Genomic DNA, 26772 nt, shown 5'->3' with positions numbered 1-26772 from the left:
CCATGGCGGCGGGAACGAAGAAGCCCCGGCCATCCATGGCGCGGGGATGGGCAGTTGGGGTGTGCTGGCGGTCAGCCGGCCGAAGCCGCGGGAAGCCCGTTGAACAGGTCGGCGGCGGTCGGCGGCCGGTGGCCCTCAGGGGTGCGGAACAGGCGGGCGTCACCGCTCATGAAGTGTGTGCCGGTCGTGCGGCGCAGGGTGAGCAGGGCGGACAGGAACGTGAACTCGGCGTCCGGGTTGGCCTCCCATGCTTCGTGGTTGACCACGTCTCGGTAGGTCAGTCCGAGCGCGTTGCACCACGTGAGGTAGTGCGTGGGGGTCGGGGTCTTGTCCTCGGCCTCCCAGGCGTAGACGGTGGCGAGGTGGACGCCGACGCGGTCGGCGACCTCGGTGACGGTCAGGTCCAGGGCCTTGCGGCGGGCGTTGAGGGTGATCGGGTGGATCATGGGGAGGGGGTTCCTTTGCGGTCGGGTGGCAGGGTTCATGATCACCAGGGGGCTCGGGGTGAAACGGCACGCTGGCGGCCCCACCCGCCCCGAATCTGGTGATCATGGTCGGGGGTCCGGGCGGGGTTCGGCCCGCTGCGGCAAGGGGCTCGGCGGGCCCAGGGGGCGTGCGGCCCCCTCCCTGGGGTCAGGGGGTCGGGGGGTTTGCGCACGTCACGACATCCCCCCCGGATCTGAGGTGGGGTCAGGCGTTCGCGCAGGGAGATCCACTCGGACAGCAGCATGTCGCCCTTGTCGGTGTTGCAGTCCCGGCAGGCCCAGCGGAGATTGGCGATCTCCGTGAGCCCTCCGCGCGCCACCGGCCGGACGTGGTCCAGGACTTCGCCCGGCGTGGCCAGCTCGGGCGGGCAGTACGCACACCGGTCGCCGAACCGGCGCGACACGTTGCGGCGGATCGACTCCCGGCGGTCCTTGAGGCGGCGGCGCTGCTCGGCCTGGCAGGCGCGGCAGACGCCGTCGGGGAACTGCGTCACCTCCTTGCGGAAGCGGCAGCGTCGGCACGCGCGGGGCTTCTCCCTGGGGTCTCTACCGGCCTGGCGGGCCTTGCGGTGGGCGTGCTCGGCGGCGCGGGCGCACTTCTCGGTGCAGTAGCGCCTGCGGGGGTCGGTCAGCGCGTCCACGACGCCGGTGCACCGGGGGTTGTGGCACGCCCGGGGGCCCTGTGCGGTGCGCTCCAGTAGCTCGGCGCGGCGGGCGTCCTCACGGCGGCGCGCCCTGCGGTCGGCCGCGCACGGCTCGCAGTAGGTGACCTGCCCGGAGCGGGCGGGCCGCCTGCCCGACGGCGCGCCGCACTCACCGCACAGCGCGGGGTCCGCAAGCTCTCTCAGCGCCGCGCGCTGGGACTCCTGCGCCAGGGCGAAGGCCCTGCGGCAGCGGTCGTCCGCACAGAGCGGCTGCGGGCCGTCGCGGGCCCGGGGCCGCACCCCGCACACCCGGCACCGGGCCGTGGTGGTCTCCATGTCCGGCACTCCTCCCCCCGACGAAACGCGGTGATCATGAACAGGTGCAGGCGCAACCGTCGCTCTCGCCTGCGGACGAATCCCGGAGCAAATGAGAGAGACCCCGGCGCAGTGCCGGGGTCCCCCACGAAGCCGCCACGCACGTTCGAGTGCGCGCATCTGTCCACCTGCATTGAGAGGAAGCGGTTAACACCGAGCCCTCAACTCCCCACGAGAGAAAGTCTCATAGGTATTAAGCCGGGCCGGTTAACGGCTCCCCTCCCCGGCCGCCGGCGTCGGGGGCTTCCACCCACGCGGCTTCTTCCACACGATGTCCAGCCGGTCCGCCTTGAGCCGTGCCCCCGAGTAGGGGGCCTTCTTCAGATACACCCGCTCGATCGCCAGCCGCAGCAGCTGACCCCGGTAGTGGCTGTCACCGGACTCCCACAGCTTCAGGCAGCGCTCGGGATCCCTGAGCACCGAGATGTCCGCTATCGGCTTGGCCACCGCCTCCCAGTCCTTGCGGGCGCTCTCCACGTCCTCCACCGCCGCCCGGCGCAGCTTGATGAACGTCTCCTCGCCGTCACGGCCGGTGTAGGCCCCGCCCGCGTTCAGGCGGTCCAGGCGGGCCACGGCCTCCTCAGCTAGCTTGATCTGTCCCCGGGCCTCGGACTCCTTCTGGCTCTCCTCCGGCTGCGAGAGGGCCACCCAGCCCTCGGCGACGGCCAGCAAGACGGGGTCCAGCGGGTTGGCGGTGGTCAGCTTCGTGTGCCACTCCTGGGCGAGGACTCGTTCCACCGAGGCCCGCATGCCGGTAACCGGGTCGGGGCACGTGGTGATACCGAGGCAGAGCGGTCCGCAGCGGAACGACTGGCCGTGGATCGTCGCCGTGTGGCCCTTCTTCGGGTCACGGCCGCCGCCGTCGCACCAGATGAGGCCCGAGGCGGGCGAGTGCTCGACAGGCTTCTCCTGTTCCTCCACGGGCGGCAGGTTCTTGCGCCGGTCGATCCCGGCCGCGATCCGGCGGTGCTTGTCGAACGTCTCCTGCGGGATGGTCTCCGCCCCCTTGGCGAACACCCGCACCGGCTTGCCCTTGGCGTTCAGATAGGGGTGGTGGTGCCCCTTCACGGTGAAGACCTGCCATCCGAGGTACACCGGGTTGCGCAAGATCTTGCCGACGGTGTTCGACCGGACGGGGCCGCCCCGAGACGAGCGGTACCCGTCGGCGGTCAGCCCCAGCGCGATCTTCCGGTTCGAAGCGCCCTCAGCGGCCTCGTTGTGGATACGCACGATCATCGGCCAGAGCTTGCCGGGCTTCAGCTGCGCTTCTTCGTGACCTTGCACCCGATCGGCGCACCCGACAGCCACTTGCCCTCCTCGCGCTGCTGGGCCTTGGTGTCGCGGACCTTCTCCGACAGGACCCGGCTGTACTCGCGGGCGTCCTCCGCCTTGCCCACGATGCGGGAGCGGTCGGCGGGGATGTCGGTGTCCAGCCGGTCCAGGTCGAATACGAGCCGCTTGCCCGGCACGTCCAGGATCTTCAGCACGTCGCCCGCACCCTGCCGGGAGTAACGGGAGGAGTCGTACACCCACAGGCAGTCCGAGTCACCTTCAAGCAGCGCGTGCACCGCCGCGTCGAACTCCGGCCGCTTCACGCCCTTCTTGTAAGCGCTCAGGTTCTCGCGGAAGATCCGCCGGATCTCGTACCCGTTGTCCTTCGCCCACGCCCGGCCCCGCACCTCCTGAGCCTTCAGAGACAGGATGTCCCGGGCAGCCGTACCCCTCACGACCTGCGACTTCCTGAGAAGCAGGTCGAGATAGCGCACCGGTCCGGCAGGCTTGCGAGCCATGGTTCCACTCTCCAGTCAGCGGCACGGGCCTGCATCCTGGAGGTGCAAGGGCAACCCGTCGCTCTGGGAGTCGGCGGCGAACGCATCCATCGCCTCGCGCGGGAGGGACCACTTGGCCGCGATCAGTTCGGCGCTGACGCCCTGCGGGAGCAGCCCGCCGGGGTAGCGGGCGGCGACCGCCGCGCCGAACGGGTCCGCCCCGGGCGGCACGTTCGACCACATCGGCACCCGGCTCATCGACTCGATCCCGCAGGCCACCACCACGTCGTACGCGCCCGCGAGCACGCCCTGGGCGGCGAAGTGGACGGCCTGCTGGGAGGAGCCGCACTGCCGGTCGACCGTGGTCGCCGGGACGGACTCCGGCAGCCCGGCCGACAGCCAGGCGTGGCGGGTGGTGTTCATCGCCTGCTCGGCGACCTGGTCGACGCAGCCGCCGATCACGTCGTCGACCAGCGCCGGGTCGATTCCGCTGCGCCCGATCAGGGCCCGCAGGGTGTGGGCGAGCAGTTCCACCGGGTGGACGCCGGAGAGCGCGCCTCCCGGTGCCACCGCCATCGCGGCCTCCTCCCGCTCCCCGGCCCGTGCCGGATCCGTCCCCCGCCCGGCTGGCGCCCTACCCGGCGGCTGTCGCGAACTCGTTCTGCAGCCTGCGCAGCAGCGCGGTGCCCGCCGCGTCGGCCGAACGGCGAGTGTTGACCAGCACGACGACGCCCACCTGCTTCTCGGGATCGAAGGCCACGAAGGACCGGAAGCCCCCGGTGCCGCCGTTGTGCCAGATCTGCAGATGGCCGCCCTGGTGGGCGTGGAGACGGTGGCCCAGCCAGCCCAGATGCGTCCAGGCGAACGGGTTCACCCGGTGCCTCACCTCGCGGGTGAGCGCTATCGCGGGGGACAGCGGCGCCTCCCTCTCCCGCCCGGACGCCAGCTGCGCGCGCAGGAGTACCACCAGGTCGGCGGCGGTCGAGCGCAGCGCACCGGCGCCCGCCAGGTCGGCCAGGCGCCAGCCGGGTACGGGCCGCCCGCCCGGCGTGTGGCCCTGGGCGAGCCGGGCGGACCGCTCCCCGCCGACCGTCACCACGGTGTCGGCGAGCCCGAGCGGCCCGCAGACCTCCCGTGCCACCAGCTCCTCGTACCCGGTGCCGGCCCGGTGGGCGAGCGCCAGGCCCAGCAGCCCGGCGCCGAGGTCGGAGTAGCGGAAGCTGCGCCCGGGCGCGGCGCGCAGCCGGGTGCGGGCGAGCCCGGCCAGCAGGGCGTCGCTGGTGCAGCGGGCGTACGGATCGGGCCTGCGCGGGTGGAGCAGGGCGGGCAGCCGTGTCCCGGCGGGCAGGCGGGGGAGCCCCGAGGTGTGGGTGGCGAGGTGCCGCAGCCGTATCGCCTTGCCGCCCCTGGCCGGGACGGCGGCGCCGGCCGGCAGCGCGTCCGCCAGGGCGGCGGAGAGCGGTTCGTCCAGGGCGGCCGAACCGGTGAGCACCTGCCGCGCCAGGGCGAGCGAGGTGAAGACCTTCGTCACCGAGCCGATCTCGAACAGGGTGCCCGGGCCGGGCACGCCGCCGTCCGGACCGCCGGCGCGTCCGGCGCCGCGGATCTCCACCGCACCCCCGGCCAGCCCGGCGACCACCACACCGACCTGCTGGGCCGCGACCCGGTCGGCGGTCTGCTGGACAAGGCTGCCAAGATTGCTCATGACAGCGAGCCTAGGGCGTCTCCGGAGCCCGCCCCCGCCGCTTTCCGGGGGCAGGCGTCGGGGAGCCGACGAGTGCCGTGGGGTACCCGGGGGAGCGGCGGGGGCGGGGTTGCCGACGGCGGGCCGTCAGCAGCTCAGGTTGGCACCGGGGGTGGTGCCGAGAATCTGGGTGAAGCTCTGGTACGAGTTGATCCGGCTCTGGACCTGGGCGGGGTTGCCGCCGTTGCACTCCAGGGTGCCGTTGATGCTGCGGATCGTCTCACCGAAGCCGGCCCCGTTGACCATGGCGTTGTGCGGGGTCATCGTGCCCGGGCCGGTCTGGGTGTTCCAGTACCAGAGCGCGGTCTTCCAGGCGACGGCCGGGTCGGTCTGCACCAGGTTGGGGTTGTGCAGCAGGTCGATGCCCAGGGCGTCGCCGGCCGCCTTGTAGTTGAAGTTCCAGCTCAGCTGGATCGGACCGCGACCGTAGTACGCGGCCTGCCCGGCCGGGCAGCCGTACGGCTGCGAAGCGTCGCAGTAGTGCGGGTAGTTGGCGGTGTTCTGCTCGACGACGTAGACCAGGCCGCCGGTCTCGTGGTTCGCGTTGGCGAGGAAGGCCGCGGCCTCCTGGCGGCGGACGGTGTCGCTGCCGGTGGCGGCGAAGGCCGGGTAGGCGCTGGTGGCGTCCAGCAGGCCCTGGTAGGTGTAGAAGGGGTTGCGGTTCGGGAACATCTGGTTGAACTGGGCCTGGCTGACCGGGAATCCGCCCGGGTTGGGGGTCTGGGTCGGCGAGGGGGTGCCGGTCGGCGTGGTGCCGCAGGTGTACGGCTCCCAGTACCAGGTGCTGATCACCGGGTCGTAGCCCGGGTTGTCATGGGTGGCCCGGTAGAACCCGCCGTTGGTGTAGCGGACGATCGTGCCGGTGGTGTAGGTGCGCCCGGCGACCCAGTCGGGGTAGACGCAGGAGCCCTGGGTCGGCGTGGGGTCGGTGGGGCCGCCGCCGCAGGCGCCCTGGTCGGCCCAGACGCCGGTACCGGTGGTGCTCGGGGTCTCGTTCTGGGTCCACCACTTCGCGGACCAGTTGTGCCCGTTGTAGGAGACGGCCGCGCCGCCGGTGTACGCGGTGGCCGCGTTCCAGGGAGTGGCGCAGGCCGCCGCGTTGGCGGAGGCGGCGGGCAGCAGCAGCGCGACCGCCAGCGCCGTGACCACGGCGGAGACCAGCGCGAGCAGGCGTTTCAATGACACTTCATCACCCCTTGTGCGGTGGGGGCCGCACGGTCGTGGAGGTAGGGACTGTCGGGGCAGGGGGGCCGGCCCCGTGCGAGGGCACGTCGTGGGGGACGGGCCGACCGGGGCTGGGGCCGGTACGGGGCTGACCCAGACTCAAGCGGAATGGTCTATACCTGTCAAGGGGTTCGGGGGTAACATGATGGACCGTCGGCCGGATTCGGTCCGGGCCGACCCGGTCTGGGAGGATGGCCGGATGGACGACACCCCCGGCCCCGCCGTCCCGTCCGGCCCCGGCGGGCCGATCAGATCGGGTATCCCGGAGCACGGGCGGGTGCCCAAGTACTATGCGGTCAAAGGGCAGCTGGAGTCACTGCTCGACGAACTCGGCGAGGGCGGTGTGCTGCCGACCGAGCGTGAGCTCGCCGTCCGCTTCGAGGTGGCCCGCGAGACCCTCCGCCAGGCGCTGCGCGACCTGCTGATCCAGGGCCGGGTCCGCCGGCGCGGCCGCAGCACCGTGGTGGCCGGGCCGAAGCTGGAGCAGCCGCTGTCGCTGGCCAGCTACACCGAGGGGGTCCGCCGGCAGGGTCACGTCCCCGGCCGCACCCTGATCGGCCTGGAGCAGCTCGCCGCCGACCCCCAACTGGCCGGCCGGCTGCGGCTGGCGGCGGGGGAGCGGGTCTGGCATCTGGAACGGGTGCTGCTCGCGGACGGCGAACGGGTCGGCCTGGAGAGCACCTACCTGGCGGTGGCCCGGGTGCCCGCGCTGGACCGGGACTTCGATCCGGGCTCGTCGTTCTACGCCTTCCTGCGGGAGCGGGCGGGCATCGGGCTCGGCGTGGCGGAGGAGCGGATCGAGACGGTGCTCGCCTCCCCGCGCGAGGCGCTGCTGATCGGCACCCCGCCGGCCCTGCCGATGCTGCTGCTGCACCGGCTCACCAGGGACGCGGCCGGGGTCCCGCTGGAACGGGTGCGCTCGCTCTACCGCGGCGACCGGTTCAGCTTCACCACCCGCCTCGCCGCGGCCGACTGAGCCGCGGCGCCACCCGGAGTGGGCGCCACCCCGGGACGGGCACCCCCGCCGGGCGCTACTCCGACGGACCGAGCGCCGCGCGCAGCCGCGCGGCGACCTCCGCCGCGCCCGCCTCGTCCGGGTACGTCCCGCGCGGCCAGAAGAAGCCGCGCAGCCCGTCCTTCGGATTGCGCGGGACCACATGCACGTGCAGATGCGGCACCGACTGGCTGATCCGGTTGTTCGCCGCCACGAAGCTGCCCGCCGCCCCGAGCCCGCGCTCCACGGCCACCGCCACCCGCTGCACCCGCAGGAAGAACGGGCCGACCTCGGCCACCGGCAGGTCGGCCAGCGTGGGGTGGTGGGCGCGCGGCACGACCAGGACATGGCCGGGGAACAGCGGCCGCCGGTCCAGGAAGGCCACCGCCACCCGGTCGTCCAGCACCCGGTGCGCGGGGGCCGCACCCGCCACCACCGCACAGAACGCGCACTCCATCCGTCCATTCAAACCACCGCCCGCCGCCCCGGCACCTCCGCGAACGGCCCCGGCACCGCCCGCCTGCCCGTGACCGCCCGTCCATCACCCGTCCGGCCGCCGACCGGGTGCGGCCGGTGTCCGGCCGGGCGCACGGTGCTGGAGGGGCGCGCCGTGCGCCCCGTCGAGGAGGTGGCCCGGATGCCGGGCAAGTTCGAGGTCTACGAGGACGCCGGCGGCAAGTTCCGCTTCCGGCTCAAGGCGGGCAACGGCGAGATCGTCGCCACCGGCCAGGGATACGCCAGCAAGGACGCCGCCCGCAAGGGCATCGAGGCCGTCCAGCGGGCGGCCGCCGACGCCACGGTGGTCGACGTCGCCAAGGCCGCGGTCTGAGCCGCTGTGGTCTGAGCCGCCGCGGCCCGAACCGGCCGCGACCGCGCGGGCCGGTCCCGAGAGGTCTCCGGGGCCGGCCCGCGCCCCGCGCTCCGGCCGCCCGCCCTACTCGTAGCGGTAGAGCAGCGCCTCCCGCTCGTTCTGCTCGATCATCTCGACGGTCAGCGAGGGGTCCCGCAGGTGCGAGAGGGTGACCTCGGCCGAACTGGGCTGCGCGGCCTTGTCGAGCCAGTTCTCCGGCTTCCACGCCGAGCCCCGCAGAAACGCCTTCGGGCAGTGCGAGTAGACCTCCTCGACCGCCACCACGATCGCGCTGCGCGGCGGCTTGCCGACCGCCGTCAGCTGCTCCAGCAGCCGCGGGTCGGTGGAGACACAGGCCCGCCCGTTGACCCGCAGCGTGGTGTCCCGGCCCGGCACCACGAAGATCAGCCCGACCTGTCCGGTCTCGACGATGTTGTGCAGGGTGTCCAGCCGCTTGTTCCCGGTGGCGTCCGGGATGGCCAGCGTGTACTCGTCCAGCACCGACACCAGCCCGGCCGGCCCGCCGCGCGGCGACACGTCGCAGCGCCCGGCCGCGTCGGCGCTGGCCACGAAGACCAGCGACGAGCAGGCGATCAGCCGCCGGGCGACCTCGTGCAGGTGGTCCACCTGCTTGCGCCGGGCGTGGTCGCTCGGCTGCTCGTAGATCTCCCGCAGCTGCGCGGCATCCCGGACGGCGTTCGCGTCGAGGGCTGCGAACAGGCCCCCCGGACGGTCCGGCCCGGCGGTTGACGGAGCGACAGTTTCCGGTGTGCTGGTCATACCGAAAATCTAGCGGAGCCCTTGCCCGCACCCTCGGGGCACACCCTTCGAACGATCGTCCGCACCCTTCCCACCTGCGGTTTTGTGCGGATAATGGAGCAGGGGTTCCCGTCGGAGGTGGTGGCCGTGATCGTCAGACTCTGGTCCGGGCAGGTCGTGGCCGGGCACGCCGAAGAGTTCTGTGCGCTGCTGACCACGCGGGTGCTCCCGGAGCTCGGGAAGATCGACGGCTGCCTCGGCGGCGAGCTGCTGCGCTCGGTGACCGACGACGGCCGGCGGATCATGGTGCTCACCCGGTGGCGGGACGAGGCCGCCCTGCGTGACTACGCCGGGCCGATGTGGCGGATCCGACCGGTCTGGTCCGAGGGGGAGCTGCGCCATCTCGTCCACCCGCCCGAGGTCTCCCACTTCACGCCCGGCCCGGTCTTCTGACCGGGCGGGCCAGACGGGCCGGGCGGGCCAGACGGGCCGGACAGGCCAGACAGGCCGGGCGGCCCGGCCAGGCCGACCCGCGGCCACCGGTTCGCCGACCGGCGCACCGGTCGGCCCGCCGCGCCCCGGACCGCTCGCGCCGCGGTCAGGCCGTGATCGGCACCGGGTGGATCTCGTCCGCCGGGTGGCCGGCGCGCTCGTGGACGCGCTGGACGGCCTCCTTGGACGGCGCCTCCGAGAGGCAGTAGACGGTGCCCGACTCGGGGTCGCCCCAGGCGTGTTCGAAGTGCACGCCCTCGTCGGCCTCGACCGCCAGGTCGGCCTGGTGGGCCCTGCGAAGATCCTCGTCGGTGATGCCGGTCATGCCGTGGTGGACATCCATGAACTTGGCCATCGCGCTCGCACCTCCAGAAGTCCGGGCGGACGGTGGCCGCCGTCCCGGCGCGGCCTCGTTCCGCCTCCACCACCAGCGTGCGCTCCCCGCACCCCGCCGCGCCACCGGGCGCCCGGCCGTCCCGGCCCGCCGGTTCGACCGCACCTCCACCCCGCCGTCCGGCGGCCCTCCACCGGACCCTGAGCGCCGCCGAGCGTCGGCCGGCCACGCCGCACCGCCGACGAGACACCGCCGGAGCCCTGACGGTCCCTCGCGCCCGGCGTGTGCGCCGCCGACCCGGCGCTCCCGCGCACCCCGGCGCATTCCCGTCCGGGGCGTGAAACAGCCCACAGCGAAAGCCCCTCCCTCGGTCCGCACGGGCCATGGCACAATGACGGCAGTAGTAGCAGTGACGTTCAGCGCACTCCGGGGTCGGTGAAAATCCGAACCGGCGGTTACAGTCCGCGACCCGTCCGCAGCCAGCGGCCGGTTGACCAGGTGAAATTCCTGGACCGACGGTTAAAGTCCGGATGGGAGGCGTGCGCGGCGGACGATGAGCAGTACCCGTGGTCCCCCGGTGGACCGCGGGAGGCGTACCCGACGGGGGAGTTCTCTTTCCCGGCGGCTTCGGCGACCCCGGTGACGGGTGCTGCCGTGAGCCCGGGTGTGTCCATGCCCGTCCGTGTCATCTCCCAGTGCCGCCCCGGAGTCCGCGCCCCAAGCGCGAGGAGAACCCGGGTGTTCACCGGCATCATCGAAGAGCTCGGCGAGGTCGTGTCGATCGAGAAGATCGGCGACTCCTCGCGAATCCGTCTGCGCGGCCCGGTGGTCTGTCAGGGCGCGCGCCACGGCGACTCCATCGCGGTCAACGGCGTCTGCCTGACCGTTGTCGACACCCCCGATCAACTGGCCTCCAACAGTGGCGAGTTCAGCGCCGATGTGATGGCCGAGACGCTCAGCCGCTCCAGCCTGGGCGCGCTCGGGCCCGGCTCCCCGGTCAACCTCGAACGCGCCATGGCCCTCGGCGCCCGGCTCGGCGGACACCTCGTCCAGGGCCATGTCGACGGCACCGCCACCCTGCTGAGCCGCGCACCCGGCGACCTCGGCGCCGACGGCCTGCCCCGCTGGGAGGTCCTGCGCTTCTCGCTGCCCGCCACCATCTCCCGCTACCTGGTGGAGAAGGGCTCGATCACCGTGGACGGCATCAGCCTCACCGTGGTCGAGGCCGCCCGCGACACCTTCACCGTCAGCCTCATCCCCGCCACCCTCGCGCTGACCACGCTCGGTGCCAAGGCCGTCGGCGAGAGCGTCAACCTCGAAGTGGACGTCCTCGCCAAGTACGTGGAGCGCCTGCTCGCCGACCGCGCCCTGCCCCCCGTCCCCACCGAGACCGCCAAGGACGCCTCGTGAACTGGCTCAACGGCACCATGCACCTGCTCGGCCAGGACGTCTACCGGTCCGACATGATCGGCAACCTGCTCGGCCTGGCCGCACTCGCCCTCGGCTGGCTCCGCTCCCGGCTGACCTGGCCCGTCCAACTGCTCTCCGGCGTCGTCCTGGTGGGTGCCTACTGGTCCGCGCACCTCAGCGGCGGCGTGGGCAAGCAGTTCGTGGTGATCCTCGCCGCGATCTGGGGCTGGACCCAGTGGCGGCGCGGCCGGCGGGGCGAGGGCGGCGTTCAGATCCGCTTCGCCACCGGCCGGGAACGCGCCCTGCTGATCGGCGGTACCGCGCTCGGCACCCTCGCCGTCGGCGCCCTGTTCACCGTCTTCCCGGAACTCTCCTGGGACGCCTGGCCGGACGCCTACATCTTCGTCGGCACGCTGACCGCGATGATCGCCCAGGCCCGTGGCTGGGTCGAGTTCTGGTTCGCCTGGGTCGCCGTCGACCTGGTCGGCGTCCCGCTCGCCTTCAACAACGGCCTGGTCTTCTCCGGCCTCACCTACAGCATCTACTTCGTCCTGGTCATGCTCGGTCTGCGCGCCTGGTGGCTGCGCGGCCGCACGGCCCGCCCCGCGAACGACACCGTCCTCCAGGGAGCCTCCGCATGAGCACCAGCCCCGCCACCGAGGAAGACCTCGCCCTCGACCCCGTCGAGCGGGCCGTCGCCGACATCGCGCTCGGCCGCCCGGTGATCGTGGTCGACGACGAGGACCGCGAGAACGAGGGCGACATCGTCTTCGCGGCCTCCGCCGCCACCCCGGAGCTGATGGCCTTCACCATCCGCTACAGCTCCGGCGTGGTCTGCGTTCCGATGATTGGTGCCGACCTCGACCGCCTCAGGCTCCCGCCGATGACCCAGGTCAACGAGGACCGCAAGGGCACCGCCTACACCGTCTCGGTGGACGCCAGGGACGGCGTCTCCACCGGTATCTCCGCCGCCGACCGGGCCCGCACCGTCCGGCTGCTCTCCTCGGCCGGCACCGAGCCCGGCGACCTCTCCCGCCCGGGGCACATCTTCCCGCTGCGCGCCGTCGAGGGTGGCGTCCTGGTCCGCCCCGGCCACACCGAGGCCGCCGTCGACCTGGCCCGGCTGGCCGGACTGCCGCCCGCCGGCGCCATCGCCGAGGTGGTCAACGACGACGGCAGCATGGCCCGGCTGCCCGAACTGGTCGCCTTCGCCCGCGAACACGGCCTGGCCATCATCTCCATCGAGGACCTGATCGCCTACCGCCGCCGCACCGAGCTCCACGTGGACCGGGCCGCCGTCACCGCGCTGCCCACCGTCCACGGCGAGTTCACCGCCGTCGGATACCGGGGAACGATCGACGGCATCGAGCACATCGCCCTGGTCGCCGGCGGCCTGGACGCCGACGGCCGGCTCCCCGACGGCGAGGACGTCCTCGTCCGGGTCCACTCCGAGTGCCTGACCGGCGACGTGTTCGGCTCGCTGCGCTGCGACTGCGGCCCCCAGCTGGAGGCCTCGCTGCGCAAGGTCGCCGCCGCCGGCCGGGGCATCGTGCTCTACCTGCGCGGCCACGAGGGCCGGGGCATCGGCCTGGCGCACAAGCTGCGCGCCTACGAGCTGCAGGAACAGGGCCGCGACACGGTGGACGCCAACCTCGACCTCGGCCTGCCCGCCGACGCCCGGGACTTCAGCATCGGCGCCCAGATGCTCGGCGACCTCGGCGTGCGCTCGCTCACCCTGCTCACCAACAACCCCGACAAGCTCGCCGCGCTCACCGAGCACGGCCTCAAGGTCAAGGGCCGCGAGCCGGTCGAGACCCCGGCCGGCGAGCACAACCTGCGCTATCTGCGCACCAAGCGCGACCGGATGGGCCACGACCTGCCCGGCCTCGGCTCCTGAACCGACCGCCCCGCACCCCAGGACGACCGGCGGACCCCGCGAGGCCCCGCCCACCCGTGAGAAGAGGAAGTACGCACATGAGCGGCCACGGAGCCCCCCAGCTGACCATCGACGACGCCGCCGACCTGAAGGTCGCCGTGATCGCCGCCCAGTGGCACGACCAGGTGATGAACGGGCTGCTGGACGGTGCCGACCGCGCCCTCAAGGAGCTCGGCATCGCCGAACCGACCGTCCTGCGGGTGCCCGGCACCTTCGAGCTGCCGGTCGCCGCCAAGCGGCTCGCCGACCGCGGCTACGACGCCGTGATCGCCCTCGGCGTCGTCATCCGCGGCGGTACCCCGCACTTCGACTACGTCTGCCAGGCCGCCACCGTCGGCCTCACCCAGGTCAGCGTCGACACCGGCGTACCGGTCGGCTTCGGCGTCCTGACCTGCGACGACGAGCAGCAGGCGCTCGACCGCGCGGGCCTGCCCGGCTCCGCCGAGGACAAGGGCCACGAGGCCGTCACCGCCGCCGTCGCCACCGCCGCGGCGCTGCGCCGGGCCGCCTGACCGCCCGGCCCGGCCCACCCGCGGTCCCGGACCGTGGACGTCCACTGGACCGTCCACGGTCCGGGACCGTTTACCGCCCGTAAGCCCGCACGCCGTAAGGTGACTCCCATCATGGCTTCGAAGACATTCGAGGAGCTCTTCACCGAGCTCCAGCAGAAGGCCGCCACCGGCGACCCCTCGTCCTCCCGTACCGCGCAGCTCGTCCAGCAGGGCGTTCATGCGATCGGCAAGAAGGTCGTCGAGGAGGCCGCCGAGGTCTGGATGGCCGCCGAGTTCCAGTCGGACGAACAGACCGCCGAGGAGATCTCCCAGCTCCTCTACCACCTTCAGGTGATGATGGTCGCTCGCGGGCTGACGCTCGACGACGTCTACAAGTACCTCTGAACCGGCCCGAACCGCACACCCCACCCACCAACAGGTAAGGAACCGACCTCCATGCTGCGCATCGCCGTCCCCAACAAGGGTTCGCTCTCGGGTCCCGCGGCGGAGATGCTCCATGAGGCCGGCTACCGGCAGCGCAAGGACCCCAAGGAGCTCGTCCTCGTCGACCCGGACAACCAGGTCGAGTTCTTCTTCCTGCGTCCGCGCGACATCGCCGTGTACGTCGGCTCCGGCCGGCTGGACATCGGCATCACCGGCCGCGACCTGCTGCTGGACTCGCACTCCAACGCGGAGGAGGTGCTGGCCCTCGGGTTCGGCGGCTCCACCTTCCGCTTCGCCCGCCCGGAGGGCGTGGAGGTCAAGGACGTGCAGGGCCTGGAGGGCCTGCGGATCGCCACCTCCTACACCGGCCTGGTCGAGCAGCACCTCGCCGACCACGGGGTGAAGGCCACCGTCACCAAGCTGGACGGCGCGGTGGAGACCGCGGTGCAGCTCGGCGTCGCCGATGTGATCGCCGACGTGGTGGAGACCGGCACCAGCCTGCGCAACGCCGGCCTGGAGGTGTTCGGCGAGCCGATCCTGGTCTCCGACGCCGTGGTGATCCGCCCCAAGGGCGCCGAGTCCGACCCGGGCGTGGAGCAGTTCCTGCGCCGCCTCCAGGGTGTGCTGGTGGCCCGCCGCTACGTGCTGATGGACTACGACATCCGCGCCGAGCACGTCAGCGCGGCCGTCGCGCTGACCCCCGGCCTGGAGTCGCCGACCGTCTCCCCGCTGCACACCGAGGGCTGGGTGGCCGTCCGTTCGATGGTGCTCCGCAAGGAGGCCCAGCGGATCATGGACGACCTGTGGAACATCGGCGCCCGCGCCATCCTGGTCACCAACATCCACGCCTGCCGCCTCTGACCCCCCGCGGTCCCGGCCGCGGAGTTAAGCCGCGATTGAATAGGGCGGGGACGCCGAACGCGTCCCCGCCCTTTTCCTCGACATCCCCCCGTGACCGGCACCTCCCGGAACCCCGGAACCCCTCGGAGACCCACGTGTCCACCCCCGCCGCCTTTCCCGTCACCTGGGCGCCGCGCCGCACCCGGGCCGTCCTGCTGCCGGTCTGCGCCCTGCTGGTCGTGATGTTCGTCGCGATCGCCGTCGCGCTCCCGGAGAACTGGCAGCTCAACGACCGGATCATGATGGTGCTCAGCGGGGTGCTGTTCGCGGGCGTCGGTGTGATGCTGGCCCGCCCCCGGGTCAGCGCCGACGCCGACGGCGTCACCGTGGTCAACTTCGTCCGCAGCCGACGGCTGGCCTGGGCCGAGATCGTCCGGGTCAACTTCCGCCAGGGCGACCCGTGGGCGACCCTCGACCTGGCCGACGGCACCTCGCTCGCCGCGGTCGGCATCCAGTCCGGTGTCGGCAAGGCCCAGGCCATCGCGGACGCCCGGGCGCTGCGCGACCTGGTCGAGGGCCGCGGCCGGGCCTGACCCGCCCCGGCCCGCCGGACCTGAGGACCCGACCGGACCCCACCTGCGAAACAGCGGGTCCGGCGGGTCCGAACAGGCTCCCTACGCCCGTCCGGGTATGGTTTACGCTGGTAAAAGTAGGGCAAAGGTTCTGCCCTACCCGAAAACGACCTGAGGAGTGACACTTCCCCTCGATGGACGATCCGTCCGGTAGTACCTGCGCCGCCCTACTTCCGACCGTTGGAAGGCAGGCGGCACTGTGATCACCGCCTGGCTGCTGTTGTTCGCGGCCCTTCTCCTCATCCTCGCGAACGGCCTCTTCGTGGCCGCCGAGTTCGCCTTCGTCACCGTCGAGCGCGGGGCGGTGGACCGCGCCGCCGAGAGCGGCGACGCCAAGGCCGGCCGCGTGTCCCGGGCGCTGCGGCACCTCTCCTTCGAGCTCTCCGGCGCCCAGCTCGGCATCACCGTCACCTCGCTGGTGGTCGGCATGCTCGCCGAACCGGCGCTCTCCGTCCTGCTCCAGCCGCTGTTCACCGGCGTCGGCCTGCCCGACTCGGCTGCCCGCGGCGCTGCCGTCATCATCGGCATGCTGCTGGCCACGGTGGTGCAGATGGTGATCGGCGAGCTCGTCCCGAAGAACTGGGCGATCTCCCGGCCGCTCCAGGTGGCCCGTGCGGTGGCCGCCCCGCACATGGCGTTCTCCTTCGTCTGCCGCCCGCTGATCAGCTTCCTCAACGGGGCCGCGGACCGGACGGTCCGCGCCTTCGGCATCGAGCCGCAGGAGGAGCTGGGCCACGCCCGCACCCCCGCCGAACTGCTCTCGCTCGCCCGGCACTCCGCCAAGGCGGGCGCGATAGACGAGGAGTCGGCCACGCTCTTCGTGCGGACCCTCGGACTCGGAAACCTCACCGCCGAGTCGGTGATGACCCCGCGCGTCGACGTCGCCGCCCTCCAGCGCGACGCCAGCGCCGCCGACGTCCTCAACCTCACCCGGGCGACCGGCCTCTCCCGCTTCCCGGTCTACACCGACAGCCTGGACGAGGTCACCGGCACCGTCACGCTCAAGGACGCCCTCGCCGTCCCGTCGGCCCGGCGCGGACTGGTCCGGGTCGCCGAACTCGCGGTGCCGCCGCTGCTGGTGCCCGAGACCCTGCCCGCCGAGCGGCTGCTCGACCAGCTGCGCCGGCTCCAGCCGATGGCCATCGTGGTCGACGAGTACGGCGGCACCGCCGGCGTCGTCACCGTCGAGGACATCGTCGAGGAGATCGTCGGCGACGTGCAGGACGAGCACGACCCCGCCGACACCCCCGAACTGGTCCCGCTGCCGCCCGTGGACGGGCTGCCCGTCTGGGCGGCCGACGGCCGGGCCAGGACCGACCAGCTGGAGGCCATCGGCCTGCACGCCCCCGACGGTCCGTACGAGACCCTGGCCGGCCTGGTCGCCGACCTGCTCGGCAGGCTGCCCGTCCCGGGTGAGCAGGCCGAGCTGCCGGGCTGGCGGTTCACCGTGGAGGCCGTCGACCGGCACCGCACCAGCCGGGTGCGGGTGGAACGCACCGCCGAGCACCACCACTTCGGCGACACCGAGGACGGGAACCGATGACCGCGCTCCAACTGGCCGTCGCCGTACTCCTGCTCCTCGGCAACGCCTTCTTCGTCGGCGCCGAGTTCGCCGTGATCTCGGTGCGGCGCAGCCAGATCGAACCGCTCGCCGAGGCCGGGAACAAGCGCGCCCGCACCGTGCTGCACGCGCTCTCCAACGTCTCCGCGATGCTCGCCGCCGCCCAGCTCGGCATCACCGTCTGTTCGCTGGGTCTCGGCGCGCTCGCCGAGCCCACCATCGCCCACCTGCTGGAGGGCCCGTTCCACGCGATCGGCATCCCCAGCGGGCTGATGCACCCGCTCTCGTTCGGGATCGCGCTCGCCGTGGTGGTCTTCCTGCACATGGTGGTGGGCGAGATGGTGCCCAAGAACATGGCCCTGGCCGGTCCGGAGAAGGCCGCGCTCTGGCTCGGCCCGCCGCTGGACCGCCTGGCCCGCTGGCTCGCGCCGGTGATCAGCTTCCTGAACGCCTTCGCCAACGGCGTGCTCAAGCTGTTCAAGGTCGAGGCCAAGGACGAGGTGGAGTCCGTCTTCACCACCGAGCAGCTGATGTACCTGCTGGTCGACTCCCGGGACGCCGGCCTGCTCGACGAGGACCGCCAGGAGCGGTTGGAGGACGCCCTGGAGATGGGCCGCCGCCCGCTCACGGACGTGCTGCTCAAGCCCGAGCAGCTGGTCACCGTGGACACCAAGGTGACCGCCGCGCAGATCGAGGAGCTGGCGCTGCGCACCGGCTTCTCGCGCTTCCCGGTCGCCGACGGCGACCCGGCCGGCCACGGCTACCTGGGTTATCTGCACCTGAAGGACATCCTCGACGTCGAGGACCCGTCGGCCCCCGTCCCGGCCCGCCTCTGGCGCCCGATCACGGTGCTGCGCGGCACGCTTCCGCTGGACGACGCGCTCGGTGCGATGCGCCGTGTCTCCTGCCACCTGGCCGCCGTGCTGGACCAGGACGGGCGCACGCTCGGCATGGTCACGCTGGAGGACGTGGTGGAGGAGCTGGTCGGCGAGGTGTACGACCCGGACCACCGCTCGGCGGCGTAGCCCCGACCGGCCGGCCACCGGACCGGGCGCCCCGTGGGGGTGCCCGGTCCGGTGCCGTTTCCGGGCCCGCCGCCCCGCCGTCCCGGCACAGAGGTGACGGGCTTTCAGCTGTGGGCGATTCCGCTCAGAGCGTGCGGCTGTTCCCATTCCGGCCGCCCGGAGGCAGGGTGGTCGGCATGAGGCTGCTACTGCTGGGTGGAACGAAGTTCGTCGGCCGCGCCGTCGCGGCGGAGGCGCTCGCACGGGGCTGGGAGGTGACGGCCTTCCACCGGGGGTCGCAGGCGGCGCCGGAGGGGGTGGCGAGCCTGCACGGTGACCGGACCGCCGAGGGCGGGCTGGCCGCGCTGGCCGAGGGGGAGTGGGACGCGGTGGTGGACACCTGGTCCTGGGCGCCCGTCGCGGTGCGCGACACCGCGCGGCTGCTGTCCGGCCGGGTCGGCCACTACGCGTACGTGTCGAGCCGGTCGGTGTACGACTCCCCGGTCGCCGCCGGGGCGGACGAGGACGCCCCGGTGGTCGCGGCCTCGCCGGACGCCGACGGCGAGGTGCCGTACGCGGAGGCGAAGCGCGGCGGCGAACTCGCCGTGCTCGCGGAGTTCGGCGAGCGTGCGCTGCTGGCCCGCGCCGGGCTGATCCTCGGCCCGTACGAGAACATCGGCCGGCTGCCCTGGTGGCTGGACCGGATCGCGCGCGGCGGCCCGGTGCTCGCCCCCGGCCCGCGCGACCTGCGCCTTCAGTACATCGACGCGCGCGACCTCGCCGGCTGGACGCTGGACGCCGTCGCGGCGGGCCTCGGCGGCCCGTACAACCTGGTCAGCGAGGCCGGGCACGCCACGATGGGGGAGCTGCTGGAGGCCTGCGTCCGGACCACCGGCTCCGACGCCGAGCTGCGCTGGACCGACCCCGAGCGGATCCTGGCGGCCGGCGTCGAGCCGTGGACCGAGCTGCCGATCTGGCTGCCGCCGGGCGAACTGTGCGACTTCCTGCACGGGGCGGACGTCGGCCGTGCGGTGGCCGCGGGGCTGCGCTGCCGGCCGGTCGCCGAGACGGTCGAGTCCACCTGGTCCTGGCTGCGCTCGATCGGCGGTACCGCCCCGCAGCGGGCCGACCGCCCGGCGGTCGGTCTCGACCCGGTGCGCGAGGCGCGGCTGCTCCAGGGCTGACCCGGCCGGCCGGGCTGTGAGGCTCGGGCGCGACGGCCGGGGCGTGGCGGCCGGGGCGTGAGGCTCAGCCCCGGCCGTCGATCAGTTCGCCGTACGCCTGGACCAGGTCCGGCAGCCGCAGCGTCGCCAGGTCCTCCCGGCCCGGCGGCTCGCGCAGCATCGAGAGCCGCAGGTCCCGGTAGGCGCAGGACTTCTCGTAGAGGGTGCGGATGAACCGGCCGTTGCCCAGGTCGTCGATCCAGCCCTCACGGACCACATGGGTGCAGATGCTCGCCAGTTCCTCGCCCGCGTCCTCGTCCCAGCCGTCGCCGTCCCGGTCGGCGAGGGCCGCGCCGATCGCGGTCAGCTCGCCGGGGCGGTAGCTGGGGAAGTCGACCCGGGTGGTGAAGCGGGAGTTGAGGCCGGGGTTGGTGGCCAGCAGCCGGTTCATGCCCTCCGGGTAGCCGGCCAGGATCACCACCAGCCGGTCGCGGTTGTCCTCGGCCCGCTTCAGCAGCACCTGCAGCGCCTCGTCGCCGTACGCGTCGCCCTTGCTGTAGCCGGAGTTGGAGAGGCTGTACGCCTCGTCGATGAACAGCACACCGTCCAGTGCGGAGTCGATCAGCTCGTTCGCCTTGACCGCGGTCTGGCCGAGGAACTCTCCGACCAGGTCAGCCCGTTGGGCCTCGACCAGATGGTCCCCGGAGAGCAGCCCGAGGGCGTGGAAGACCCGCCCGAGGATGCGGGCCACCGTGGTCTTGCCGGTGCCGGAGGGGCCGGAGAAGACGAAGTGGCGCTTCGGGGGCTGCACCGGCAGGCCCTGTTCGGTCCGCAGCCGGGACATCCGCAACTGCGCGGAGAGCGCCCGGACCTGCCGCTTCACCGGCTCCAGGCCGACCATCCGGGAGAGTTCGGCCAGTGCGGCGTCCAACTCCCGCTCGTCGCCGCCGCGTTCGGCGGTGAAGGGGCTCGCCGTCCGGGGCGCCGCCGCCCCGCCAGGTGCCGCCGCCGGACCGGTACCGGCCCCCGGCGGGGCGGCGGCTGGCGGGAGCGGCGAGCCGGAGCGTTCACCGGCCGCCAGCGGCGGGGCCCCGGCGCCCTGGTCGGCGCCCGCCTCCGCCGTGTCGCCCGGCCCGCCGGGCTCACCGGCGCCGCCGCTCCCGACGGGTGCCGCCGTTCCGTCCGGCGGCACCGGAACGGCCGACCCGGCAGCCGCCTCCGCCTCCGGTTCCTCCGGCGCCTGCGCCGGCCCGCCGAACTCCGCCGGGTACGACCCGACCCCGAAGTCCGCCCCGAAGTCGGCCGCGTCCACTCCTGCGGCCTCCAGCCCCGTACCGTCCAACTCCGCGTCGTCGAAGGCCTCGCCCGGCCTCCCGGTCTCCCGGCCGGCCGCACCGGCGGCGTCCAGCAGCGCGTCGACCACACCGTCCTCGGCCGAGATCGCCGCCAGCCGGGCCGCGGTGTCCATGAACGCCGGATCGGCCCGGTGCACCGCCCGGTAGAGCGGCAGCGCCGCAGCGCTGCGCCCGGCCCCCTCGTACGAGCGCGCCAGCCAGTACCGCAACTCCTTGCGCTGCGGCTGCTCGGAGCGGCAGCGGGCGAGCGAGGCCGCCAGCGGTGCCTGCGCCTGCGCGCACATGTCCAGCCGGACCCGCGCCATGCCCGCGAACAGTCCGGCCTCGATGCCGAGCAGCGGGTCGTCCAGCAGCCGGTCGGTGTCCCGGATCAACTGCTCCCAGTCCTTGAGCAGATAGGACCGGCAGGCGTACAGGAAGCGTGCCGACGGATCCTCGGCGGGCGCCGGACACTGCTCCAACGCCCGCTCCAGCTCGGCGAGATGGCGGCCGTCCAGCCAGTGCGAGGCATGGGCGAGGGTGAGGTCGCGGGTGTTCTCCAGCACCGGCTGCACCCACCAGCCCAGCCAGTACCAGGAACTGAGCGGGCGTTGGTGGCGTCGGCGCTGCTCACCGAAACGTTTCTGGTGCCGGTACATCGCGAGCAGCGCGCCGGAGGTGTCGCTGCGCAGCGCGTGCAGGCCGAGCCAGGCGTCGGCCATCCCCGGGTCCAGCCGGACGGCCACCCGGAACTCCTCCTCCGCGCGGGCGTACGCGCCCGCCGTGTAGGCGTCCATGGCACGCAGCCAGGCGCGGTCGGCGAGCCGGTTCGGGCCCGGGCCGCCCGCGTTGTTGCCGTCGGAACTGTCCACCGTCGTCACTCACGCCCCCCGCGGTGTGCCTCGGGGCTCGGCCGGCGGGTCGGGTGCGGAGAGCCGGCCCGAGGTCGACAGCCCCGGGGCGCATATGCGCCTCCAGGAATCGTACCGGCGCGACGCTGATCCGGAAGGGTGTCGCACCGGGTCAAATGTGATCGGGGGTGCGGTCGTTGGGCGATCACGGAGGCCGCGGGGGCCGGCCCGGGGCGGCCGAGGGCCGGGTGGGGGGAGGGGCCGAACGGCATCCCCGGCTCACGGGGGAACAAGCCGGGGATACCGCGTCCGGTGTTGCGCGATCAAGAAGTCCGGCAACTGGGGAGAACGTAAGTCCTGGCGATACCGCAGGTCAAGGGGTTGTTGAAGGTTCACCGACGGTGCCCGGCGCGATCCGGCCGGTCACCCCGTCGACCCTCGTCCCGGCGTACGGGCGGCTCGGATCGGCGGCGAAATGCGCGGATTCGGCCCGGGCCCAGCCCGCCCAGAACTCCGCCAGCGCCGGGCCGTCGCGCTCCTCCCCGCGGCGCCGGGCGTCCTCGGCGGCCAGCTCCATCCAGATCACCCGGGCCAGCCACGGCCGAACCCCGCGCCGCCCGGCGCCGACCCCCTCGACCAGGACCACCGGGGCGACGGGCGCCACGGCCGTCCCGGCGAACCGGCGCAGCGTCCAGTCGTACACCTGGTACGCGGCGTCCCGCCCGGCGGCCAGCGGCTCCAGCACCTGGCCGCGCAGCCGCCCGGTCCAGCCGAACGGCTCGGCGTGCGTGGCCAGATCGTCCAGATGGACCACCGGCGCACCCCCCAGCGCCCCGGCCAGCCGGCCCGCGAAGGTCGTCTTGCCGGAACCCGCGTGCCCGTCCACCGCGACCAGCCGCACCGGCCCGCAGGACGGCGGAAGCGCGCGCAGCTCCCGGGCGAGCGCGCCCAGGGCGTCGTCGGCGGCGAGGGCGGTCCTGCCCGGCAGCGGGGGGTGAGGGGTCACGGAAGCAGCCACAACGGCAACCCTACGGCGGCTCGCACTCCAGTACGGACAGTGATTCTCCGCAGGTCGTGACGGCAGCGCCCCGATCGGGCATACTCACTTCGCCACGCATGTGAACGGCCGTTCACCGTAACCCGGTGCCGGTCGGGCCGACCTGCCACACCCGCGTCGGGCCCGCCACGCCTGGGCCCGGTGCCCGATCGAGGAGGCGACCAACCGCCATGACCCCCGCCCCTGCGAAAGCCGTGGACCGCCAGCTGCCGAGCGAGGAGGCCCGGGAACTCCTGAGCCTCACCCGGGACCTGGTCCAGCGCGAGATCCAGCCGCGCGCGGCGGAGGACGAGGCCGCCGACCGCTTCCCGCGCGAGGTGTTCCGGACCCTCGGCGCGGCCGGCCTGCTCTCCCTCCCGTACGAGGAGCGGTACGGCGGCGGCGAGCAGCCCTACGAGGTCTACCTGCAGGTCCTGGAGGAGCTGGCGGCCGGCTGGCTGGCCATCGGCCTCGGCGTCAGCGTGCACACCCTCTCCTGCCACGCCCTCGCCACCTTCGGCACCGAGGAGCAGCGCGCCGCCTGGCTGCCCGGCATGCTCTCCGGCGAGCAGCTCGGCGCCTACTGCCTCTCCGAGCCGCAGTCCGGCTCGGACGCCGCCGCGCTGCGCACCCGCGCCGACCTGGACGGCGAGGAGTACGTGGTCAGCGGCACCAAGGCGTGGATCACCCACGGCGGGCAGGCCGACTTCTACAGCGCCATGGTCCGTACCGGCGAGCAGGGCCCGCACGGCATCAGCTGCCTGCTGGTGCCCGGCACGGCGGACGGCCTCTCGGCCGCCCCGCCGGAGCACAAGATGGGCATGCGGTCCTCGCCGACCGCGCAGCTGCACTTCGACGGGGTCCGGGTCGACCGGGAGCGGCTGGTCGGCACCGAGGGCCAGGGCTTCCAGATCGCGCTCGCCGCGCTGGACTCCGGCCGCCTCGGCATCGCCGCCTGCGCGATCGGGGTCGCCCAGGCGGCCCTCGACCTCGCGGTGGAGTACGCGGGCACCCGCAAGCAGTTCGGCCGGCCGATCGCCGAGTTCCAGGGCCTGTCGTTCATGCTCGCCGACATGGCCACCCAGATCGAGGCCGGCCGCTCGCTCTACCTGACCGCCGCCCGCCGCCGCGATGCCGGGCTGCCGTTCTCCAAGGAGGCGGCGATGGCCAAGCTGTTCTGCACCGACACCGCGATGCGGGTGACCACCGACGCCGTCCAGGTGCTCGGCGGCTACGGCTACACCCAGGACTTCCCGGCCGAGCGCTACATGCGCGAGGCCAAGGTGCTGCAGATCGTCGAGGGCACCAACCAGATCCAGCGCCTGGTCATCGGCCGCCACCTGACCAAGGACTGACCTCCGGGGGCGGCCTCCGGGCAGCCCCCGGGAAACGGCCTCCGGGCGTCACTCCAGGGTGCGGAGCGACGCCCGGAGGCGTAGGGCGGGCCCGGGGCCGGGCCGGACGGTCACCCCGCCTGCACGGGGTGGCCGTCCGTCGACTGCGCGGTGGGACCGCGGGGTCAGCGCCGGACGAGCCGGCCGCGCTGCTCCGGGATGGCCGGGGCCGGCACCGTCCGCACCGGGCGGTGGGCCACGGCGTGCGAGAACGGCTGGGTGCGCCAGTCGAGTTCGGAGGGCAGCGTCAGCAGCGCCTCCAGGCTGTCGACGTCGGCGTCCGCCGTCGGCTCGACCTCCGCCAGGTCGTCCGCCGACGTGCCGGAACCGGGGCAGAGGGCGGGGGAGAAGGGGTGCCAGGCGGTCGGCAGCACCGCGTGCTGCGGGAGCCGCTCCTCGTCGCCCACCAGGGCGATCGGGCGCCGGCACTCGGGGCAGTGGACCCGGAAGATCTCCCAGGTCTCGCCCTCACCGGGGTCGACCCCCGGCGCAGGGCCGTGGGCGACCGCGAGATCCTCGCGGCCGGTCATATCGTGGGCGTCGTCGGCGCTCAGCGAACGCTGGTCAGTTGCAGGCATGGTGATCCCCCTCGGATCGGGCCCGGCGTGGTCGCCCGGGGCCACAACCAGCACTTCCCTGCGACACGGACTCATAACCCTGCGGCCTGTTGCACTGTGATGCACCAGGTGTGTCCTTGGCCACATTCGTCCGGCATGTGCCCGGTCGGCACCCCGCACCACCGCCGGTGACACCGGGTGCGCCCATCGCGGCGCCCCGCGCGCCCCCGACCCGGTAGGTTTGCGCCTTGTGGAGGATCTCGACCAACGCATCGTCCAGCTGCTCCTTGAGGACGGCCGGATGAGCTACACGGACCTGGGCAAGGCCACCGGCCTGTCCACCTCGGCGGTGCACCAGCGTGTGCGGCGCCTGGAACAGCGCGGGGTGATCCGCGGCTACACCGCGATCATCGACCCCGACGCCGTCGATCTGGCGCTGACCGCGTTCATCTCGGTCAAACCCTTCGATCCCAGCGCCCCCGACGACACACCGGAACGCCTCGCCGGCCTGCCCGAGATCGAGGCCTGCCACAGCGTCGCCGGGGACGAGAACTACATCCTCAAGGTCCGCGTCGGCGCCCCCGGCGACCTGGAGGACCTGCTCGCGCGCATCCGCAGCGCGGCCGGTGTCTCCACCCGCACCACCGTCGTCCTCTCCACCCCCTACGAGGCGCGCCCCCCGAAGTTCTGACCGCACGGCCCCGGCCGGCTCCGACGGTGCGGCCCGGCCGGGCACCCCGAAACGCTCCGACCACGAACCCGTGGGCCCCCGGCCCGAGGACGGGCGGGCGGGAAGGTGCAGACTTAGCCGCATGACCGAACGCACCCCCCGGACCGTCCTGCTGCGCGGCGGCGCCGTCTACAGCCCCGCCGACCCCTTCGCGACCGCGATGCTCGTCGAGGGCGAGCACGTCGCCTGGGTCGGCAGCGACGGCGCCGCCGAGGCGTACACCGACGTCGCGGACGAGATCGTCGAGCTGGACGGCGCACTGGTCACCCCCGCCTTCGCCGACGCCCATGTGCACGCCACCTCCACCGGTCTGGCGCTCACCGGCCTCGACCTCACCGGCAGCCCCTCGCTCGCCGCCGCGCTCGACGCCGTCGCCGCCTTCACGGCCGACCGGCCGGAGGCCGGCGGGGTGCTCATCGGCCACGGCTGGGACGAGACCGGCTGGCCCGAGGGCCGCCCGCCGACCCTCGCCGAACTCGACGCGGCCGCCGGGGGCGCCGCCGTCTACCTCTCCCGGACCGACGTGCACTCCGCGCTCGCCACCACCGCGCTGCGCGCGCTCACCGACGGCCTGGCCGGGCGGCCCGGCTTCTCCGCCGAGGGCCCGCTCACCCGGGACGCCCACCACGCCGTCCGGCAGACCGCGCTCGCCCACCTCACCCCCGAACAGCGCCGCCGCGCCCAGCGCGCCACGCTCGCCCGCGCCGCCGAACTCGGCATCGGCTCGCTGCACGAGTGCGCCGGCCCGGAGATCTCCTCCGAAACCGACCTGGCCGCCCTGCTCGCCCTCGCCGCCGACGGCGACACCCCCGAAGTCTTCGGCTACTGGGGCGAGTTGGGCGGTGTCGAGACCGCCCGCCGGCTCGGCGCCGTCGGCGCCGGCGGCGACCTCTTCGTCGACGGCGCGCTCGGCTCGCACACCGCCTGCCTGCACAGCCCGTACGCCGACGCCGACCACACCGGCACCTCCTACCTCAGCGCCGAGCAGGTCGCCGACCACGTCGCCGCCTGCACCGAGGCGGGCCTCCAGGCCGGCTTCCACGCCATCGGCGACGCCGCCGTCGCCGCCGTCGTCGATGGCGTCCGGGCGGCCGGCGAGCGGGTGGGCGCCGACCGGGTCAAGGCGCGGCGCCACCGCGTCGAGCACGCCGAGGCCCTGGACGAGACCTCCATCGCCGCCTTCGCCGAACTCGGCCTCACCGCCTCCGTCCAGCCCGCCTTCGACGCCGCCTGGGGCGGCCCCGACGGCATGTACGTCCAGCGGCTCGGCGCCGAGCGCGCCGCCGCGCTCAACCCCTTCGCCGCCCTGCTGCGGACCGGCGTCCCGCTCGCCTTCGGCTCGGACGCCCCCGTCACCCCGCTCGACCCCTGGGGCACCGTCCGCGCGGCCGCCTTCCACCGCACCCCCGAGCACCGGATCTCGGTCCGCGCCGCCTTCACCGCGCACACCCGCGGCGGCTGGCGGGCGCTCGGCCGGGACCAGGACGGCGTCCTCGTCCCGGGGGCGGTCGCCAGCTACGCGATCTGGGCCGCCGACGACCTGGTCGTCCAGGCCCCCGACTCCCGGGTGGCCGGCTGGTCCACCGACCCGCGCTCCGGCACTCCCGGCCTGCCCGACCTCACCCCGGGCCGTCCGCTCCCGGCCTGCCTGCGCACCGTCGTCCGCGGCCGGACCGTCCACCTGGCCACCGGGGCCTAGGGTCTGTCGTCAGACCCGCG

At 73.6% G+C, this 26772-nt stretch carries 28 protein-coding genes, 1 pseudogene and 1 riboswitch; of the genes and pseudogenes, 16 read left to right on the top strand and 13 right to left on the bottom strand.

The annotated features are described in order from the left end of the window. Positions 1-71 precede the first annotated feature (71 nt). The 7 genes and pseudogenes from ACIQIB_RS07430 to ACIQIB_RS07400 form a co-directional block, all read right to left on the bottom strand. Positions 72-446: a helix-turn-helix transcriptional regulator gene (locus ACIQIB_RS07430; RefSeq protein WP_363605028.1), complete on the bottom strand. Its 375-nt coding sequence runs from the start codon at positions 444-446 to the stop codon at positions 72-74. 41 nt (positions 447-487) lie between these two features. After that, entirely contained in the window at positions 488-1465 is a 978-nt protein-coding gene (locus ACIQIB_RS07425) for an HNH endonuclease (protein ID WP_400757172.1), read from the bottom strand. Positions 1466-1711: 246 nt separating this feature from the next. After that, positions 1712-2740 carry a recombinase family protein gene (locus tag ACIQIB_RS07420; RefSeq protein WP_400757170.1) on the bottom strand — a complete coding sequence of 343 codons (1029 nt, stop codon included), beginning with the start codon at positions 2738-2740 and terminating at the stop codon, positions 1712-1714. A gap of 20 nt (positions 2741-2760) precedes the next feature. After that, positions 2761-3294, bottom strand: coding sequence for a recombinase family protein (locus ACIQIB_RS07415; protein WP_363605025.1), 534 nt, complete (start codon positions 3292-3294; stop codon positions 2761-2763). 66 nt (positions 3295-3360) lie between these two features. After that, positions 3361-3849: pseudogene (locus ACIQIB_RS07410) on the bottom strand (steroid 3-ketoacyl-CoA thiolase); the annotation flags it as partial. 58 nt (positions 3850-3907) lie between these two features. Beyond that, a complete protein-coding gene (locus tag ACIQIB_RS07405) occupies positions 3908-4978 on the bottom strand; it encodes a serine hydrolase domain-containing protein (RefSeq protein ID WP_400757169.1) in 1071 nt (356 codons plus the stop codon). A 126-nt stretch (positions 4979-5104) separates the two neighbouring features. Beyond that, positions 5105-6196 carry a glycoside hydrolase family 19 protein gene (locus tag ACIQIB_RS07400; RefSeq protein WP_400757234.1) on the bottom strand — a complete coding sequence of 364 codons (1092 nt, stop codon included), beginning with the start codon at positions 6194-6196 and terminating at the stop codon, positions 5105-5107. Positions 6197-6440: 244 nt separating this feature from the next. Between ACIQIB_RS07400 and ACIQIB_RS07395 the strand changes: the two genes are divergently transcribed. Then, a complete protein-coding gene (locus ACIQIB_RS07395) occupies positions 6441-7217 on the top strand; it encodes a GntR family transcriptional regulator (RefSeq protein WP_400650517.1) in 777 nt (258 codons plus the stop codon). 55 nt (positions 7218-7272) lie between these two features. Here ACIQIB_RS07395 and ACIQIB_RS07390 read toward each other — a convergent pair whose 3' ends face one another. Next, positions 7273-7692, bottom strand: a complete 420-nt coding sequence (locus tag ACIQIB_RS07390; protein WP_400757167.1) for an HIT family protein — start codon at positions 7690-7692, stop codon at positions 7273-7275. A 153-nt stretch (positions 7693-7845) separates the two neighbouring features. Between ACIQIB_RS07390 and ACIQIB_RS07385 the strand changes: the two genes are divergently transcribed. After that, positions 7846-8064 carry a DUF1508 domain-containing protein gene (locus ACIQIB_RS07385; RefSeq protein ID WP_363605020.1) on the top strand — a complete coding sequence of 73 codons (219 nt, stop codon included), beginning with the start codon at positions 7846-7848 and terminating at the stop codon, positions 8062-8064. A 105-nt stretch (positions 8065-8169) separates the two neighbouring features. On the opposite strand, the gene ACIQIB_RS07380 is transcribed toward ACIQIB_RS07385, so the two are convergent. Then, entirely contained in the window at positions 8170-8865 is a 696-nt protein-coding gene (locus tag ACIQIB_RS07380) for an MSMEG_1061 family FMN-dependent PPOX-type flavoprotein (protein WP_363605018.1), read from the bottom strand. A 126-nt stretch (positions 8866-8991) separates the two neighbouring features. Between ACIQIB_RS07380 and ACIQIB_RS07375 the strand changes: the two genes are divergently transcribed. Next, positions 8992-9297 carry an antibiotic biosynthesis monooxygenase family protein gene (locus ACIQIB_RS07375; RefSeq protein ID WP_363605017.1) on the top strand — a complete coding sequence of 102 codons (306 nt, stop codon included), beginning with the start codon at positions 8992-8994 and terminating at the stop codon, positions 9295-9297. A gap of 145 nt (positions 9298-9442) precedes the next feature. Here the strand turns inward: ACIQIB_RS07375 and ACIQIB_RS07370 are convergent, their stop codons facing one another. Next, on the bottom strand, positions 9443-9691 hold the full coding sequence (locus tag ACIQIB_RS07370; RefSeq protein WP_363605016.1) for an SCO4226 family nickel-binding protein: 249 nt from the start codon (positions 9689-9691) through the stop codon (positions 9443-9445). Between the two features lie 397 nt (positions 9692-10088). Beyond that, a riboswitch (FMN riboswitch) is annotated at positions 10089-10216 on the top strand. A gap of 192 nt (positions 10217-10408) precedes the next feature. Here ACIQIB_RS07370 and ACIQIB_RS07365 point away from each other — a divergent pair. The 10 genes from ACIQIB_RS07365 (at position 10409) to ACIQIB_RS07320 (ending at position 19172) form a co-directional block, all read left to right on the top strand. Next, positions 10409-11080: a riboflavin synthase gene (locus ACIQIB_RS07365; RefSeq protein WP_400650509.1), complete on the top strand. Its 672-nt coding sequence runs from the start codon at positions 10409-10411 to the stop codon at positions 11078-11080. Beyond that, positions 11077-11721 (top strand): nicotinamide riboside transporter PnuC, encoded by a 645-nt coding sequence (locus tag ACIQIB_RS07360; protein WP_400757165.1) that lies wholly within the window; start codon positions 11077-11079, stop codon positions 11719-11721. The genes ACIQIB_RS07365 and ACIQIB_RS07360 overlap by 4 nt, the downstream gene beginning before the upstream one ends. Then, positions 11718-12977, top strand: a complete 1260-nt coding sequence (locus tag ACIQIB_RS07355) for a bifunctional 3,4-dihydroxy-2-butanone-4-phosphate synthase/GTP cyclohydrolase II (RefSeq protein WP_400757164.1) — start codon at positions 11718-11720, stop codon at positions 12975-12977. The genes ACIQIB_RS07360 and ACIQIB_RS07355 overlap by 4 nt, the downstream gene beginning before the upstream one ends. Positions 12978-13054: 77 nt before the next feature. Beyond that, a complete protein-coding gene (ribH, locus tag ACIQIB_RS07350) occupies positions 13055-13528 on the top strand; it encodes a 6,7-dimethyl-8-ribityllumazine synthase (RefSeq protein WP_363605012.1) in 474 nt (157 codons plus the stop codon). A 111-nt stretch (positions 13529-13639) separates the two neighbouring features. Beyond that, positions 13640-13912 carry a phosphoribosyl-ATP diphosphatase gene (locus tag ACIQIB_RS07345; RefSeq protein ID WP_030306151.1) on the top strand — a complete coding sequence of 91 codons (273 nt, stop codon included), beginning with the start codon at positions 13640-13642 and terminating at the stop codon, positions 13910-13912. A gap of 51 nt (positions 13913-13963) precedes the next feature. Beyond that, complete coding sequence (gene hisG, locus ACIQIB_RS07340) at positions 13964-14812, top strand: ATP phosphoribosyltransferase (RefSeq protein WP_363605010.1); 849 nt, start codon at positions 13964-13966, stop codon at positions 14810-14812. Between the two features lie 134 nt (positions 14813-14946). Then, positions 14947-15384 (top strand): PH domain-containing protein, encoded by a 438-nt coding sequence (locus ACIQIB_RS07335; protein ID WP_363605009.1) that lies wholly within the window; start codon positions 14947-14949, stop codon positions 15382-15384. 238 nt (positions 15385-15622) lie between these two features. Further along, positions 15623-16966 (top strand): hemolysin family protein, encoded by a 1344-nt coding sequence (locus tag ACIQIB_RS07330; RefSeq protein WP_363605007.1) that lies wholly within the window; start codon positions 15623-15625, stop codon positions 16964-16966. Further along, complete coding sequence (locus ACIQIB_RS07325) at positions 16963-18009, top strand: hemolysin family protein (protein ID WP_363605006.1); 1047 nt, start codon at positions 16963-16965, stop codon at positions 18007-18009. The genes ACIQIB_RS07330 and ACIQIB_RS07325 overlap by 4 nt, the downstream gene beginning before the upstream one ends. A gap of 176 nt (positions 18010-18185) precedes the next feature. After that, complete coding sequence (locus ACIQIB_RS07320; RefSeq protein WP_363605005.1) at positions 18186-19172, top strand: NAD-dependent epimerase/dehydratase family protein; 987 nt, start codon at positions 18186-18188, stop codon at positions 19170-19172. 64 nt (positions 19173-19236) lie between these two features. On the opposite strand, the gene ACIQIB_RS07315 is transcribed toward ACIQIB_RS07320, so the two are convergent. Continuing rightward, complete coding sequence (locus ACIQIB_RS07315) at positions 19237-21282, bottom strand: AAA family ATPase (protein WP_400757233.1); 2046 nt, start codon at positions 21280-21282, stop codon at positions 19237-19239. 427 nt (positions 21283-21709) lie between these two features. Beyond that, positions 21710-22354 carry a uridine kinase gene (locus tag ACIQIB_RS07310; RefSeq protein WP_400757162.1) on the bottom strand — a complete coding sequence of 215 codons (645 nt, stop codon included), beginning with the start codon at positions 22352-22354 and terminating at the stop codon, positions 21710-21712. Between the two features lie 209 nt (positions 22355-22563). On the opposite strand from ACIQIB_RS07310, the gene ACIQIB_RS07305 reads away from it, so the two are divergent. Continuing rightward, a complete protein-coding gene (locus tag ACIQIB_RS07305; protein WP_363605004.1) occupies positions 22564-23727 on the top strand; it encodes an acyl-CoA dehydrogenase family protein in 1164 nt (387 codons plus the stop codon). 164 nt (positions 23728-23891) lie between these two features. Here the strand turns inward: ACIQIB_RS07305 and ACIQIB_RS07300 are convergent, their stop codons facing one another. Next, positions 23892-24344 (bottom strand): hypothetical protein, encoded by a 453-nt coding sequence (locus tag ACIQIB_RS07300; RefSeq protein ID WP_400757161.1) that lies wholly within the window; start codon positions 24342-24344, stop codon positions 23892-23894. A 229-nt stretch (positions 24345-24573) separates the two neighbouring features. Between ACIQIB_RS07300 and ACIQIB_RS07295 the strand changes: the two genes are divergently transcribed. Next, positions 24574-25014, top strand: coding sequence for an Lrp/AsnC family transcriptional regulator (locus ACIQIB_RS07295; RefSeq protein ID WP_363605002.1), 441 nt, complete (start codon positions 24574-24576; stop codon positions 25012-25014). A 121-nt stretch (positions 25015-25135) separates the two neighbouring features. Next, the gene (locus ACIQIB_RS07290) at positions 25136-26752 is read left to right on the top strand and encodes an amidohydrolase (protein WP_400757160.1); all 1617 of its coding nucleotides are present in this window, start codon (positions 25136-25138) and stop codon (positions 26750-26752) included. Positions 26753-26772 lie beyond the last annotated feature (20 nt).

It is taken from the genome of Kitasatospora sp. NPDC092286 (assembly GCF_044755565.1).
Taxonomy (GTDB): Bacteria; Actinomycetota; Actinomycetes; order Streptomycetales; family Streptomycetaceae; genus Kitasatospora.
The sequence above is the reverse complement of the archived record's forward strand: the minus strand, read 5'-3'. Positions and strand labels throughout refer to the sequence as shown.